Source organism: Roseateles chitinivorans (assembly GCF_050632145.1).
In the GTDB taxonomy this organism is placed as follows: domain Bacteria; phylum Pseudomonadota; class Gammaproteobacteria; order Burkholderiales; family Burkholderiaceae_C; genus Roseateles; species Roseateles chitinivorans_B.
In genome coordinates, this window is sequence record NZ_CP192577.1 from 5,059,267 (window position 1) to 5,071,765 (window position 12,499).

The following is a 12,499-nucleotide window of genomic DNA, read 5'->3' on the forward strand; positions in this document are numbered from 1 at the left end:
GCGGCACGCTTCGCCACCAGAGGATCAGACCTTGAACTCTTCGCGCTTGCGTCCGGCCGCCTCGTAGTCGCTGAGCCATCGGGCGGCGCGGCCGCGGCCGGACCAGGTGTTCCCTGGGTTGGACGGATCCCGGTAGAGCACGGGCGCGGTGGCCCCGGCCTGGGTGGTCTTTCGCTTCGCGCCCGACGCGTACGGTTGCAAGGCCACCAGAGCCTCGTCGACTGAGAACCCTGCCGCTTCCAGCTTCTTCGCGATGCCATCGACGAGCACCTTCAACTCCTCGTCGCGCTTTTCGGTGATCTTGTGCTCCAGCTCCCTGCTCAGCTCCAGCAGTTGAGCGTAGGACAGTTTGGACACATCAACGGTGGTCATCGAGTTCTCGGAAGGAGTGATTCATGCGCGCATGGTATCCGCCGGATCAGTCGTGCTCGCGACAACTGGAACCCTCGTCGCCTCGATGCCAGCCTGGTCGCGCTTGCCGGGCATAGAGTCGGTCCGCGCCTGCGGATGATCGCCGTTGTCGGGCGTCCCCCACGGGAGACGCGAAGGCCGATGAGGCATCTTTGTTAGCCACGCCGTCGTCGAGCCGCGCCGATGAGACGCCGCTGCGAGCGGCGCCAGCCACCGCCGATCTTCATCGAGCATCAAGAGGCGGAGCGCGGAGAGAACACCGCTGCGGTTAGACTTCGCCTTGGGTGCGACGCGATGAGGCGCTCGCAGGTTCATGCGAAGGTCGGGCCGCCTCGCGGCACTCCTTTGCGCCATCCACCATGCACCCTCAGGCGATCGACCTGATCGCGGCCGGCTTTTTCGCCGCCGCGCTACTCCACACCTTCGCCGCCAAGCAGTTCGAGCGATTGTCTCGACAGTTTCCCCGGCACGCGGGCCTCTTCCATCTCCTTGGCGAAGTGGAGGTGGTGTTCGGCTTCTGGGCACTCGCTCTCATCGCCACCCTGGCTGCTGTCTTCGGTGGCGCCGACGCGGTCGCCTACGCTGAGTCGCGCAATTTCGCCGAACCGCTCTTCGTGTTCGTCGTCATGGTCGTGGCAGGCTCTCGCCCGGTGCTCAGCGCCGTCCTGGGCGCAGTGGAGCATCTCACGCGCGTTCTGCCAGCGCCACGGGCGCTGGCCATGACCTGGCTCGGTCTTGCCGCCGTTCCGCTGATGGGCTCCCTGATCACGGAGCCCGCGGCCATGACCCTCGCCGCACTGTTGCTCGCCCCGCTCGCGTTCCGATCCGACATCCCGGAGCGGCCGAAGTACTTCGCGCTCGGCGTGCTGTTCGTCAATGTCTCCATCGGCGGCACCCTCACCTCCTTTGCCGCGCCGCCAGTCCTCATGGTGGCCAGTGAATGGGGCTGGAGCAGCGCGTTCATGGCCAGCGCATTCGGCTGGAAAGCGGCGTTGGCGGTGCTTGCAAATGCCACGGCAGCGTCGTTCGTGCTGCGAAAGCATCTGCGGGATCACGTACCGGCATCGGCGGATACTCCCGGTACCGCCGCCGTGCCCTGGCCCGTAATCGCGCTGCACCTGGCCTTGCTCGCCGGCATCGTGATGATGGCCCATCACCCCGTTGTCTTCCTTGGGCTCTTCTTGCTCTTCCTCGGGGTCGCCCAAGCCTACGATCGCTACCAGGAGCCGCTGTTGATTCGCGAGGCCTTGCTGGTGGCGTTCTTCCTTGCGGGACTCGTGGTCCTGGGGGGATTGCAGCGCTGGTGGCTGCAGCCACTCGTGTCGGGCCTGCAGCCGCTGGCTTTGTTCTTCGGCGCGCTCGGCCTGACGGCCATCACCGACAACGCCGCACTCACCTACCTCGGCTCCCTGATCCCGAGCTTGAGCGACCAGGCCAAATACATGCTGGTGGCCGGCGCGGTAGCTGGCGGCGGCCTCACCGTTATCGCCAATGCGCCGAATCCGGCCGGCATGGCGCTGCTGAAGAACGGCTTTGCCGATGAAACGGTCGGCGCGGGCGGATTGCTCCTGGGTGCGCTGGCCCCTACCGCTGTCGCCGTGGCGGCCTTCCTGCTGCTCTAGGTGCGATCTGGACGACTACGCAGATCGGGCCGGCTCCTGCGCGGAGCCTCCCGGCAGCCGCGCCAGCCTGGCTAACTGCGCCTGGGCCAGCCGGTGGTAGATCGGCACGCTGATCCATCGGGACACCAGGCTCGCCAGTAGCGCGGCGGCCATGAGGCTCAAGACCATCGAGTGGCCGTCCACCATCTCCATGACGATGATGAAGGACGTCACAGGCGCCTGCGTCACCGCCGCGAGGAACGCGGTCATGCCGATGGCGATCATGACGGCCGCGCCCTCGGTGGTGTGGGTCAGTTGGGCGATGTCGCTGCCGATGCCCGCGCCGATGGCCAGCGAGGGCGCGAAGATGCCGCCCGGTGCGCCCGACCAGACGGCCAGCCACGTGGCGACGATGCGCAGCGTGACGTAGAGCACCGGCAGATCCAGATGCCCCTCGACCAGACTCTTGGTGTAGTCGTAGCCGCTGCCGTCCGTCGCGCCATGGCTGACCAGGCCCAGAACGGCGATGGCCAAGCCGCAGCCAAAGGCGAATCTCACCGGAAACCGCGCGCGCCACTGACTGAAGCGATCGTTGCCGCCGAGCAGGCTGCGCTGCAGGAGCCGGGAGAAAACGCCTCCGGCCAGGCCGCAGCCGAGAGCGGTGAGCAAGCCCGGCAGCAGGTGCGCCCAGGTGAGGTGCTCGACGCGCAAGCGGCCGAAGTAGCTGGCATTGCCGAAGACCGAGACGGCCATCAGACCCGCCAGGACGATGGCGGCGATGATGAGGCCACTGCTGCGCTGTTCGATCTTGCGAGTGAGTTCTTCGATGGCGAACATGACGCCCGCGAGCGGCGCGTTGAATGCAGCGGCGATGCCCGCGGCCCCGCCTGCCACCAGCAGCCCGTCGTGATTCATCGGTGAGCGCCGAGGGAGCCAGCGCTGGGCGTGCTGCATGACACCCGCCGCGATCTGCACCGACGGCCCCTCGCGGCCGATGGCCAGCCCCCCAGCAGTCCGCCCGACACCAGCAGCAGCTTTGCGAGACTGAGCTTGAGCGATACAAAAAGTCCCTGTTGCTCAGCGCCGACCTTGGGTGACAAGGCCGCCATGACCTGAGGAATGCCAGAGCCTGCCGCACCGGGTGCGAAGCGCCGTGTGAGCCACACCAGCCCAGCGGTGCAGACGGGCGTCCACACCAGCGGCGCCCACGGCGACCACGCGCGCAGCGTCGCGAAGCCTTCGATGGCCTGATCGCTGACCCACGTGAACAGCACGACAGCCAAGCCCGCGGCCACGGCAAACGCCAGAACAACGATGCGGGCCAGCCATTGACGCCAGTCGGTCAGGTCCTCCCGTACGGCGGATAGGAAGTCAGGCTCGGCATGCGAGCTGGCCTCGGGATCGTGATCCAGATGGGGATGGGGATGGGGATTGGGATGGGGTTCAGGACGGGGATCTCGATCCTGGACCTCGTCTTGCGGCGCTACGGGCAGTCCCCGAGCTTCGTTGTCACCTGCCATGCGCGGAGTATCTCGTCGTGTGATAAGTGCTCGAAGTGTGCGAAGTGCGCGGAGTGCGCGGAGTGCGCGGAGTGCGCAAACGCATGGCGTCCGCGCGAACCGTTGCGCTCGAATCCACGACTTCGCCGGCTGGGGCATGGCGGATACGACGGTCGTGATGCCAGGCCGTCACGCCAAGTCACCTCGCCCGGCGCAGCAATAGCCAACGCGCGAACCCCTTCGCAGAATCTCAACCTCAGGCAGCTGACTCAGTCTCCCCCGCAGCCGACAACAGCCGGCGATAGTGCGCTTGGAGCAGATGATCGGGTGCCAGTGAGGTCGCTTCGGCCATGAAGCCGATTTCGGGCAGATTGGGCTGGGATGTTTCGTGTTGGCGAAAGATCGCCACCGCGCGCTCTCGCAACGCCTTTTCACCAGCCGCAAACCGCCGGATGACGTCTCGCTCCGCGCCTGACATGCTTGGCATGGATCACCTCCTGGCAGCATTCTAGGGTGGCGCCCCGGCGGCCAATCAGCGCGTCACTCGCACTTTGAAGCCGGTCTGCGCGTGCAGCTCCGCCTCCGCAAGCCGTTCGGCCTCGCCTGTGGCGAAGTACGGTGCGCCGCCGTGCGGCCGAGCTCGTGGCGAATTCTCGCTATGGCGTTGTCAGAACAATCGCGAAGCGGGAACCGTCGGCGCGAGCTTCTGAATTGCCTTTGACTCACGCGGCGCATCGCACACACGCTTGCTCCGATCTCGCTGCTCGAAGGCTTCGCGACGCGCGTTATCCGTCCTGCGTTCCGTGGGCTTCGCTTGCCAGGGGTTCATCTCGCTCTCCTTGAAATGTAAGGAGGTGTTGGCAAACCGCCCTCCTAAGCGCAGCGGCGCACCCGTTCTTTTGGGCGGAAGGACGCCCATGACTAAGCAACCCGGAAGGAAGATCGCGATGGTTGGAGTCAGCCGCGGCACTCCATGGCCGAAGAGCCTGGATGTCACGCAGCGGGTGCACGAGGATCCCATGCGCGACCGTTCACTCGTTGGTTTGCTCGCTGGTTCGCTCGTTGGTTCGCTCGTTGGTTCACTTGTTGGTTTGCTCGCTGGTTTGTTCGCTGGCCTGAGGGTGTCCACGTAAGCCGGGCTTTCGTGAGAGCGCTTGGAAGACGCTCTGAAGTCACGTGCCATCGCCATGAGCAGGCGAAGCTTGGACTCAGACCTCTCGTGGTCCTTCGCTGGGGAGCGCCCTCGCGGCGCGACCGCCTGTGGACCACCTCTTACCGACACACGCCTCAGTCGGCAGAGATCCGCGAGTGGACGTCGACTCGCGGCAACGTCCTACAACGCCACCGCACCTTGGCTGCTCCTTCCCGCACGGCCTCGCAATTATTGTTGGGCGCATGCCAGGAGGCACCATGGTCACATCTGCCCGCTCCATCGCATCGCTCACGCTCAGCTTCGGTCTGGTCAACGTGCCGGTGAGGCTGTTCTCGGCGACCGAATCCGGATCTGAGATCCGTTTCAATCTGCTGGACAAGGACGGCTCGCGCCTGAAGCAGCAGTATGTCAACGAGCGGTCCAAGAAGGTGGTGGATCGCAAGGACATGGTCAAGGGGTACGAGGTCGAGAAGGACCACTTCGTCCTCTTCACGCAGGACGAACTCAAGAACCTCGAGGAAGGCAGCAGCCACGTCATCGACATCGTGTCCTTCGTCCCACAGGCCTCCATCGATCCCCTTTTTACGACAAGAGCTATCTGCTCGCGCCAGACAAGCGCGGCGCCAAGCCCTACGCGTTGCTCGCGGAAGCCATGCGTCGCTCCGACCGCTGCGCGCTGGCCAAGTGGGCCTTCAAGGCCAAGCAGTACATCGTGCAGGTGCGAGCCAATGCCGATGGGCTCATCCTCCAGCAGCTGCGCTACGCCGAGGAGGTGCGCTCGCTGGCGGACCTCAACATCGAGCATGCGCCCGTCTCCAGCAGCGAGCTGCAACTGGCCCTGAAGCTGGTGGAAACGATCGCGGAGGACGACTTCCGCCCCGAGGAGTTTCAGGACGAGGAAAAGGCGCGTGTGCTCGCAGCCATCGATGAGAAGGTCGCCGGCAAGCAGATCGTGGCGTCGTCACACACCGAAGACGAGGTCGTCGCGGGCGGTCAGGTCATCGACCTCATGGAGGCATTGCGCTCAAGCCTCGCCAAGAAGCCTGCCGCCAAGGCCGATAAGGCCGATAAAGGCGATAGGGCCGACAAGGCCGTCAAAACGCCCTCCAACGTCACCAGGCTCAAGGCCGAAGCGGCTCCTGCCGTGCGCAAGCCCGCCAAACGCGCAGCCCCCACGCCTGAGCCCGTTTCAGCGCCGGCGCCCAGAACGCGAGCGCGCAAGTGAACATGGCTTCGGGCGCCGACTATTCCGCGCGTCAGGTCGACAAGCTGGTGGGGCTGCCGCGCGCGTTCATCCGCTCACTGACGGACGCCGGAGTGGTCCACCCTGACTCGTCAGGAGGCTTCTCCCTGCAAGACCTCATCGTGCTGCGCACCGCCAAGGGGCTGCGCGATGCCCGCATCCCGCCGAGGAAAATCATCCAGTCGTTGAAGAACGTGCGCGCGACCCTGCCCGGGCCAAGGCACCTTGCCAGCGTGCGCGTGCGAGCCAGCGGTGGCACGGTGGAGGCGGCCGACGGCCACGGCACGCACGATGCGCTCTCGGGTCAGCGGCTGCTCGCGCTGGACGAGTCAGCGCCCGCCGAGCTGGCGCCGGACGGTCCGCGGGCTCCAGCCGCGGCGCGAGGCGCAGCATACTGGTGCAAGCAGGCGGTCCGACTCGAAGCCTCGGACGCGGCTGCGGCCGAAAGCGCCTATCGGCGGGCGATCGACCTCGATCCGTGTATGAGCGCGGCGTACGTCAATCTGGGCGCGATGCTGTGCGAGGCCAAACGCTGTCTGGAGGCGGTCGCGCTGTACGACCAGGCTCTTGAGCACTGCGGCCAGACACCGCTCGTTCACTTCAACCGCGGCGCTGCTCTAGAGGACTCCGGCCGTCCTGCGTTGGCGGTCGACGCCTATCGGCGTGCGCTTGAGCTGGACGACACCCTCGCCGACGCGCACTACAACCTGGGTGTGTTGATGGAGCGCCTGGGAGACACCCAGGCGTCCCTGCGCTACTTCAGCGCCTACCGGCGCCTTCACCGCGAATAGCGTCCTTAGGCCCTGGCCCTCCTCCTCGCTCCTACGCCAACCCTCCACTCCACCCTCACCCCTAGGGAGACCAGCATGGCTGACGACAAGACCAAGACCGGTGGACAGGACCGCGCCCGCATCAACGTCAATGAGGACTACGAGCTTCGGGACTGGAGCAAGAAGTTCGGCGTGACGCCCGAGCAGCTCAAGGCCGCCGTCAACGCGGTGGGCACCAGCGCGGAGGCGGTCGAGGCGCACCTGCGACACACCAGACGTTGATACCGTGCTGGTCGCAAGCTGGAGCGCCGTTGATCGCCCACGGTCTTCAATCCGTCAGGCAAGGTTCGCCTTCCCCGCGGCCGACAGCGATGGCTGGCATCCCGCCTGCCCATGAGAAATCACGACAGCCCACCACGCGATCCCTTTCACAGGAGCAGCCGATGTCCGAAGAAGCCAGCTTTGCCGCCCCCGCCGACGAACCGGCCGCCCCGACCATTGACGTCAACGATGACGCGCAGGTCCAGTCCTGGGCGAAGAAGCTCGATTCGTCCACGGCGCAGATCCGTGACGCCGTCAGGCTGGTCGGAGCCAACGCGGCCGACGTCGAGGAGCACCTCAAAGGTTCGCGCTCCACGACCAACGCAGAACAGACAAAGCGCAACGGCTGACCTGGCGCCAATCAAGAGATGACGCAGCATCCGACAACCCCGGACGGTCGCTACTTCGTCGTTCGTGGACGCCTCTGGCGCCGCACCAATCCGTCGCTCTCAACGGCGCGCGCTGCGGCGCTGGTGGCAGAGCTCATGGACGCTCGCCGACAGCTCGCCCGCAAGGACCTGAGCGCAGACGAACGGGCACAGGCCCGTGCCCGGGTCGACGAGGTCAAACGCGAACTCGGCGAACGGGGGGACGTCTGGTGGAGCGACGGCGCGCCGGACTTCAACCGCCACATGGCGGCCACGACGCCGTATGCGGACTGGTTCAGCACACTCGCAAAGAACCAGGTCTAGCGCGGCCTCAAAGCAAATGCACGGGCAGCCGGCAGACCGCCCGAAGCGGCCTGACACAGCAGTCGCCTCCCCAATGAAAACTGCGAACGCTTCTATCAGAGGCGTCGCGATGAATGTTGACTCCCACTGGGCCTCGCCCAGCCCTCGCGCAACGGTCTGTCGCCGAAATGCGCGGGCGCCACCGCGGCGACTCACAAGCTCCTACAAAAAGTGCGGCGACGGCTGTCTCTCCTAATCCTGGGCAGGCGGTACCTTCCTCGGTCAGCACAGTCTTCCGCGAGCACCATGAGAACCGCACCTCCCCATGAAACGGCACATGCCGCGCGATTGAGCGTGGAGTCGACCTCGGAGGTCCTTGAGCGAATCCTGGCCGAGGACCTCGGGCAGGATGCCGTGCAAGCCATGGTCGATCAGGCGGCGCTCAGGGAAGTTGACGACGAGGCCCAGGCCGAGTCCAGCTATCGCGCCGCCATCTCGTCTGACGCCAATCTCGTCAGCGCGCACACGGCGCTCGCAGCGCTGCTTTGTCGTCAAGGGCGCCAGGAGGAGGCCCTCGACATCACGAACGCCGCGCTGGAGAGTTGCGACAACAACGCCAGGTTGCATCACGTGCGCGGCTGCATCCTTGAGTCTGCGGGGCGCCTGGCCGCCGCCATGGAAGCCTTCGGGCGCGCGCTCCGGCTCGACAGCAGTCTGGCGGAGCCTCACTACCGGCTCGGCGTGCTCTGCGAGCGCCTGGGCGCCCCGGTGACTTCGGCCAGGCATCTGGAGGCTTACGAGCGACGCGTCGCCGCACTCAGGTTCGACTCGCGTCTGAACTGACGGGCCAACGCCGCGACGTCGCATTCTCCGCGTACCAGCCCGCGCCTGTCGGGGCCGCGGCCGCGTTCGAGCGACGTTCTTGCGAGCACTGCCTTTGCGCAGTGCGCTGCGGGAATGCCACCTGCCTGCCACGGACACCTTTTCTCCTCGGGTGTCTCATGACCTCTCGCTCCTGCACATTGCTGCTCGTTTTGAGCGCCTGCCTGTCGCTGACGGTCCGCGCGCAGCAGGGGGACGGCACCGATGTCCCCATCCGCACGCACGTGTTCAAGCCCGACAAGGTGCAACCCACCCAGGCGCGCCTGAACGGGCTCAAGGCACCGCCCGGCTTCAAGGTATCGATCTTTGCCGAGAACCTGAAGAATGCCCGGATCATCGCGGTGGCGCCTGATGGACGCATCTACGTCAGCCGCCGCGATACCGGCGATGTCCTGCTCCTGGAGGACCGTGACGGCGACGGCAGGGCAGACGGCCCTGGCGTGAAGGTGCTGGACCGGGCCGGCGCCCACGGGCTCGCCATCCACGACGGAAAGCTGTACGTGGCCACGGTCAAGGAGGTCTTCGTGGCGCCGCTGCAGGCCGATGGTCGTGTCGGGGAGCCAAAGCTCATCATCGGCGACCTGCCCGATGCGGGCCAACATCCCAATCGAACCCTGGCATTCGGGCCGGACGGCATGCTCTACATCAGCGCTGGATCGACCTGCAACGCGTGCAACGAGAGCAATCCCGAAAACGCCACGCTGCTGCGCGCGTCCGCGGACGGCCAGAGCCGCGTGATCGTGGCCAGCGGGCTTCGCAACACGATCGGCTTCGACTGGCATCCCGCCACCGGCGAGCTCTGGGGCATGGACCATGGCATCGACTTTCTGGGCGACGAGATCCAACCCGAGGAGCTCAATCGCATCGAGCAGGGCAAGCGCTACGGCTGGCCACATGTCTGGGGCGCCGGCGGCATCAACCCGCAGAGCACCCCGCCGGGGGAGATCACCAAGGAACAGTGGAAGGGCGACAGCGTGCCGATGACGCTGGGCTACAAGGCCCACGCCGCGCCGATGCAGATGGTGTTCTTCAAGGGGGAGGACGCTTCCCCGCTGAGTTTGCCGGCGACGCCTTCGTGACGATGCGCGGCTCGTGGAACCGCAAGGCGGCGTCGGGGTACGAGATCGTGCGCATCCGCTTCGCCGATGGCAAGCCGCAGCGCTTCGAACCCTTCGTCAGCGGATTTCTGACCGACGGCGGACGCACCCACATGGCGCGACCGGTCGGCCTCGCGTGGGCCAAGGACGGATCGCTGCTCATGGCAGACGATGCGAACGGGGTGATCTATCGCGTGGCGTATGAAGGCAGGGAAAAACTGCCGCGGCGATGGAACCTCCTGCCGACGAGATGAAGCGTCAGGCGCAGCGCGGTATCGGTGTTCCCCTCGCGAAGGATCGATCGGAGACAGACGCGCGCGATGCGACTTCTGCGACTTCTGCGAAGTCCGCGGCGTCTGTGGCTTCCATCGCCCTCACCTCCACCGCTTTCGGACCAGATGCGGCGATTCCCAGGAAGCACAGCGAGTACGCCGATGGCGTGTCGCCCCCGCTGAGATGGAGTCCTGTGCCCGGGGCCAAGAGCTATGTACTCCTGGCCGAGGATCCCGATTCCAAGCCCATCACGCCCTTTGTTCACTGGGTCGCCTGGAACATTCCCCCCGAGGTGACATCGCTGCCCGAAGGTCTGCAGGAGCAGGAGCGACTGACCGAGCCCGCAGGGCTGATGCAAGGCGCCACGAGTCGGGGCTCGGTGGGGTACTACGGCCCGCGTCCCCCGGTGGGCGACCCGCCGCATCACTATCACTTCCAGATCTTCGCGCTGGATACCCTCCTGCAGCTGCCCCTTGGTGCGACCCGCGACGACGTGCTCAAGGCCGCCACCGGCCACGTGATCCGCAAGGGCGAGCTGGTCGGTACCTATCGCAAGGAGGTCAAACCGCCGAAGTGAGGCAACGCCGTCCCCATAAGCCTGCTGCAGGACGTCCTTGGGGACGGTCTCAATAGGCGTTGAGTGGGCGTGACAGTGGACGTGACAGTGGACGTTGCGTTCATCACTTCACACGATCAGCGAGTCAAAGAAAGGAGCCGGGGAACATGTTCGACATGCACGTGCCATGGTGGGAGCTGCTTGCGCGCGCGGCGCTGATCTATCTCGCGTTGTTTCTGATGGTGCGGTTATCGGGCAAACGCACCGTCGGACAGTTCACCCCGTTCGATCTGCTCGTCGTGATGCTGCTGAGCGAAGCGGTGAGCAACGGGCTGAGCGGCGGTGACGACTCCGTGGCGGGCGCCTGGATTCTGGCCGCCGCACTGATCGTCATGAATGGCGCCATCGGTTTTCTGGGATCGCGCAGCCCGCGCCTGGAAGCCTGGCTTGAGGGCTCGCCTGTCCTGATCGGGCGGGACGGGCAGTGGTTCGAGGCCGTGTTGCGCCGGCATCGCCTGGGCATCGCGGATGTCGAAAAGGCGCTGCGCGAGGCCGACTGCGAGCTGGCGGATCTTCACATGGGCGTGCTGGAAAGCGACGGGAGCATCAGCATCCTCAAGCGCAAGTAACGTCAGCGCGACGGCGCTATCCGCGCCTTCAGCACTTCTTTCATCCACATCAACGCCCCTTGCTTGCGCTGATCCGACTCCGCCGCGGTGCAGTCTGCGGGGACCGCGACCCGATAGCCCCTGACATAGGCGTCCATCGCCGTGCACTTCACGCAGTAGTCGGTCGCCAGTCCCGTGATCACAAGGTCCTTGGCCGCGAGTTGCTCCAGCAGCAGGTCCAGCGGCGTGGCGTAGAAGCCTGAATGACGAGGCTTGAGGATCATCAGGTCGGTCTTGGACGGCGCGAGCAGCCGCGCCAACTCCGCCGCGGCGCCGCCCGCTCGCTTGCATTCACGAAGCAGCGTGCGCACGTCCGAGCGCCACTGGCCGAAGTTGTCGTTGACGTAGATCACGCAGGCGCCGTCTTGATGGAATTGCTTCTTCAAGCGGGCGGCCGACCTGGCGGCCTCGACGGCCGCCTGCGCGATGAGCTCCGCCCCATCGAACGACAGCGGGTTGATGAAATCGACCAGCAGCAGGACCTTGCGGGAACGGGGCATCCCCGTTCCGCTGGCGACCTGATGATCGATCTCACGTGCCGGCTTGGTCATTGCGAAGTGAGGGGCGATTCATAGGCATGCATGAGCACGCATGGCCACGCATGAGCACGCATGAGCAAGCAGGAGCCACCCCGAGCCAGTACTTGGCGAGGGATGGCGCTGTCTCAATGCGCGGTCTGGTACTGAGCAAGCAATTCGTCCTTGCGGCTCTGAATACGCTGACCCAGGTCCACCAAGTCAAGCTTGGACTTCTTGGCCTTGGGGAACATCTCGTTTTGCTCTTCCTTCACGTGGTGCTTGACCCATTCGCTCATCACCTTGACCTTCGCGTCGTAGTCTTCGCCGTCAGGCTCCACGCCTTCCACGGCGGCGATCAGATCCTTGATGCTCTGGTGCTCAACCCGGGCCTCGGGCACGAGCTCCTTGTCACGCAACGCGGCCTGCACTTCGGGATAGAAGATCTCTTCCTCCACTTGCGCGTGAACGGTCAGTTCCTGGCAGATCTGGGCGACCAGTTCGCGCTTCTTGGCGGTGGAACGCGACTTCTCGAACTGCTCGAACAGGTCGGCGACCTTCTTGTGGTCAGCCCGAAGCAGCGTCACCGCGTCCGGGGTGCGTGGCGAAGCCTTCACGGTGGATTTTCGAACGGCAGTGGATCGGGTCGTGGCTGTCGATGGCATGTGGCCTCCTGGCGATTGCTGGAAAGTCGAGGTTTCAGCTGCGCGAGCGCGGTGCCGCTGGCGAGCCGTGAGGATGAATGGCAAACGACAGACCTACCGCCCTCGCCAAGGTGCGAGCGGCGCGAGTGAACAGGGCACGCATTCACCCCGCGCGACTGCGCAAGACACGGCGGC

General features: G+C 65.6%; 15 protein-coding genes and 2 pseudogenes. 11 read left to right on the top strand and 6 right to left on the bottom strand.

What is annotated here, in order from left to right; translation table 11 throughout:
- Nucleotides 1-24: 24 nt before the first annotated feature.
- Nucleotides 25-372, bottom strand: a complete 348-nt coding sequence (locus ACQ86G_RS23295) for an H-NS family nucleoid-associated regulatory protein (protein WP_431257533.1) — start codon at nucleotides 370-372, stop codon at nucleotides 25-27.
- Nucleotides 373-770: 398 nt separating this feature from the next.
- Between ACQ86G_RS23295 and ACQ86G_RS23300 the strand changes: the two genes are divergently transcribed.
- Nucleotides 771-2,033 (top strand): putative Na+/H+ antiporter, encoded by a 1,263-nt coding sequence (locus ACQ86G_RS23300; protein ID WP_431257534.1) that lies wholly within the window; start codon nucleotides 771-773, stop codon nucleotides 2,031-2,033.
- 15 nt (nucleotides 2,034-2,048) lie between these two features.
- Here ACQ86G_RS23300 and ACQ86G_RS23305 read toward each other — a convergent pair.
- The 3 genes and pseudogenes from ACQ86G_RS23305 to ACQ86G_RS23315 form a co-directional block, all read right to left on the bottom strand.
- A pseudogene (locus tag ACQ86G_RS23305) lies at nucleotides 2,049-3,424 on the bottom strand (chloride channel protein).
- 343 nt (nucleotides 3,425-3,767) lie between these two features.
- Nucleotides 3,768-3,998, bottom strand: a complete 231-nt coding sequence (locus ACQ86G_RS23310) for a hypothetical protein (protein ID WP_297532549.1) — start codon at nucleotides 3,996-3,998, stop codon at nucleotides 3,768-3,770.
- A 180-nt stretch (nucleotides 3,999-4,178) separates the two neighbouring features.
- Nucleotides 4,179-4,340, bottom strand: a complete 162-nt coding sequence (locus tag ACQ86G_RS23315) for a hypothetical protein (RefSeq protein WP_431257535.1) — start codon at nucleotides 4,338-4,340, stop codon at nucleotides 4,179-4,181.
- 581 nt (nucleotides 4,341-4,921) lie between these two features.
- On the opposite strand from ACQ86G_RS23315, the pseudogene ACQ86G_RS23320 reads away from it, so the two are divergent.
- The 10 genes and pseudogenes from ACQ86G_RS23320 (at nucleotide 4,922) to ACQ86G_RS23365 (ending at nucleotide 11,106) form a co-directional block, all read left to right on the top strand.
- Nucleotides 4,922-5,889: pseudogene (locus ACQ86G_RS23320) on the top strand (Ku protein).
- Between the two features lie 2 nt (nucleotides 5,890-5,891).
- Nucleotides 5,892-6,698: a tetratricopeptide repeat protein gene (locus tag ACQ86G_RS23325; RefSeq protein WP_431261475.1), complete on the top strand. Its 807-nt coding sequence runs from the start codon at nucleotides 5,892-5,894 to the stop codon at nucleotides 6,696-6,698.
- A gap of 75 nt (nucleotides 6,699-6,773) precedes the next feature.
- Nucleotides 6,774-6,959 carry a DUF3606 domain-containing protein gene (locus ACQ86G_RS23330; RefSeq protein WP_431257536.1) on the top strand — a complete coding sequence of 62 codons (186 nt, stop codon included), beginning with the start codon at nucleotides 6,774-6,776 and terminating at the stop codon, nucleotides 6,957-6,959.
- 161 nt (nucleotides 6,960-7,120) lie between these two features.
- On the top strand, nucleotides 7,121-7,348 hold the full coding sequence (locus tag ACQ86G_RS23335) for a DUF3606 domain-containing protein (protein ID WP_431257537.1): 228 nt from the start codon (nucleotides 7,121-7,123) through the stop codon (nucleotides 7,346-7,348).
- Between the two features lie 18 nt (nucleotides 7,349-7,366).
- Entirely contained in the window at nucleotides 7,367-7,690 is a 324-nt protein-coding gene (locus tag ACQ86G_RS23340; protein WP_431257538.1) for a hypothetical protein, read from the top strand.
- Nucleotides 7,691-7,975: 285 nt separating this feature from the next.
- On the top strand, nucleotides 7,976-8,512 hold the full coding sequence (locus ACQ86G_RS23345) for a tetratricopeptide repeat protein (protein ID WP_431257539.1): 537 nt from the start codon (nucleotides 7,976-7,978) through the stop codon (nucleotides 8,510-8,512).
- Nucleotides 8,513-8,775: 263 nt separating this feature from the next.
- Nucleotides 8,776-9,630: a PQQ-dependent sugar dehydrogenase gene (locus ACQ86G_RS23350; protein ID WP_431257540.1), complete on the top strand. Its 855-nt coding sequence runs from the start codon at nucleotides 8,776-8,778 to the stop codon at nucleotides 9,628-9,630.
- 2 nt (nucleotides 9,631-9,632) lie between these two features.
- On the top strand, nucleotides 9,633-9,902 hold the full coding sequence (locus ACQ86G_RS23355) for a hypothetical protein (RefSeq protein ID WP_431257541.1): 270 nt from the start codon (nucleotides 9,633-9,635) through the stop codon (nucleotides 9,900-9,902).
- Entirely contained in the window at nucleotides 9,878-10,498 is a 621-nt protein-coding gene (locus ACQ86G_RS23360; protein ID WP_431257542.1) for a YbhB/YbcL family Raf kinase inhibitor-like protein, read from the top strand. Before ACQ86G_RS23355 ends, ACQ86G_RS23360 begins: the two co-directional genes overlap by 25 nt.
- A gap of 146 nt (nucleotides 10,499-10,644) precedes the next feature.
- Nucleotides 10,645-11,106, top strand: a complete 462-nt coding sequence (locus ACQ86G_RS23365) for a DUF421 domain-containing protein (RefSeq protein WP_431257543.1) — start codon at nucleotides 10,645-10,647, stop codon at nucleotides 11,104-11,106.
- 2 nt (nucleotides 11,107-11,108) lie between these two features.
- Here ACQ86G_RS23365 and ACQ86G_RS23370 read toward each other — a convergent pair whose 3' ends face one another.
- Nucleotides 11,109-11,645, bottom strand: a complete 537-nt coding sequence (locus ACQ86G_RS23370) for a cysteine hydrolase family protein (RefSeq protein ID WP_431257544.1) — start codon at nucleotides 11,643-11,645, stop codon at nucleotides 11,109-11,111.
- Between the two features lie 164 nt (nucleotides 11,646-11,809).
- Nucleotides 11,810-12,325 (bottom strand): hemerythrin domain-containing protein, encoded by a 516-nt coding sequence (locus tag ACQ86G_RS23375; RefSeq protein ID WP_431257545.1) that lies wholly within the window; start codon nucleotides 12,323-12,325, stop codon nucleotides 11,810-11,812.
- Nucleotides 12,326-12,499: the final 174 nt, after the last annotated feature.

What these genes read in the sequence shown, in the direction of transcription:
- ACQ86G_RS23370 (WP_431257544.1), bottom strand. Translation starts at nt 11,645, where the DNA reads ATGCCCCGTTCCCGCAAGGTCCTGCTGCTGGTCGATTTCATCAACCCG.
- ACQ86G_RS23365 (WP_431257543.1), top strand. Translation starts at nt 10,645, where the DNA reads ATGTTCGACATGCACGTGCCATGGTGGGAGCTGCTTGCGCGCGCGGCG.
- ACQ86G_RS23355 (WP_431257541.1), top strand. Translation starts at nt 9,633, where the DNA reads ATGCGCGGCTCGTGGAACCGCAAGGCGGCGTCGGGGTACGAGATCGTG.
- ACQ86G_RS23310 (WP_297532549.1), bottom strand. Translation starts at nt 3,998, where the DNA reads ATGCCAAGCATGTCAGGCGCGGAGCGAGACGTCATCCGGCGGTTTGCG.
- ACQ86G_RS23340 (WP_431257538.1), top strand. Translation starts at nt 7,367, where the DNA reads ATGACGCAGCATCCGACAACCCCGGACGGTCGCTACTTCGTCGTTCGT.
- ACQ86G_RS23325 (WP_431261475.1), top strand. Translation starts at nt 5,892, where the DNA reads ATGGCTTCGGGCGCCGACTATTCCGCGCGTCAGGTCGACAAGCTGGTG.
- ACQ86G_RS23315 (WP_431257535.1), bottom strand. Translation starts at nt 4,340, where the DNA reads ATGAACCCCTGGCAAGCGAAGCCCACGGAACGCAGGACGGATAACGCG.
- ACQ86G_RS23360 (WP_431257542.1), top strand. Translation starts at nt 9,878, where the DNA reads ATGGAACCTCCTGCCGACGAGATGAAGCGTCAGGCGCAGCGCGGTATC.
- ACQ86G_RS23335 (WP_431257537.1), top strand. Translation starts at nt 7,121, where the DNA reads ATGTCCGAAGAAGCCAGCTTTGCCGCCCCCGCCGACGAACCGGCCGCC.
- ACQ86G_RS23330 (WP_431257536.1), top strand. Translation starts at nt 6,774, where the DNA reads ATGGCTGACGACAAGACCAAGACCGGTGGACAGGACCGCGCCCGCATC.
- ACQ86G_RS23375 (WP_431257545.1), bottom strand. Translation starts at nt 12,325, where the DNA reads ATGCCATCGACAGCCACGACCCGATCCACTGCCGTTCGAAAATCCACC.
- ACQ86G_RS23295 (WP_431257533.1), bottom strand. Translation starts at nt 372, where the DNA reads ATGACCACCGTTGATGTGTCCAAACTGTCCTACGCTCAACTGCTGGAG.
- ACQ86G_RS23300 (WP_431257534.1), top strand. Translation starts at nt 771, where the DNA reads ATGCACCCTCAGGCGATCGACCTGATCGCGGCCGGCTTTTTCGCCGCC.
- ACQ86G_RS23345 (WP_431257539.1), top strand. Translation starts at nt 7,976, where the DNA reads ATGAGAACCGCACCTCCCCATGAAACGGCACATGCCGCGCGATTGAGC.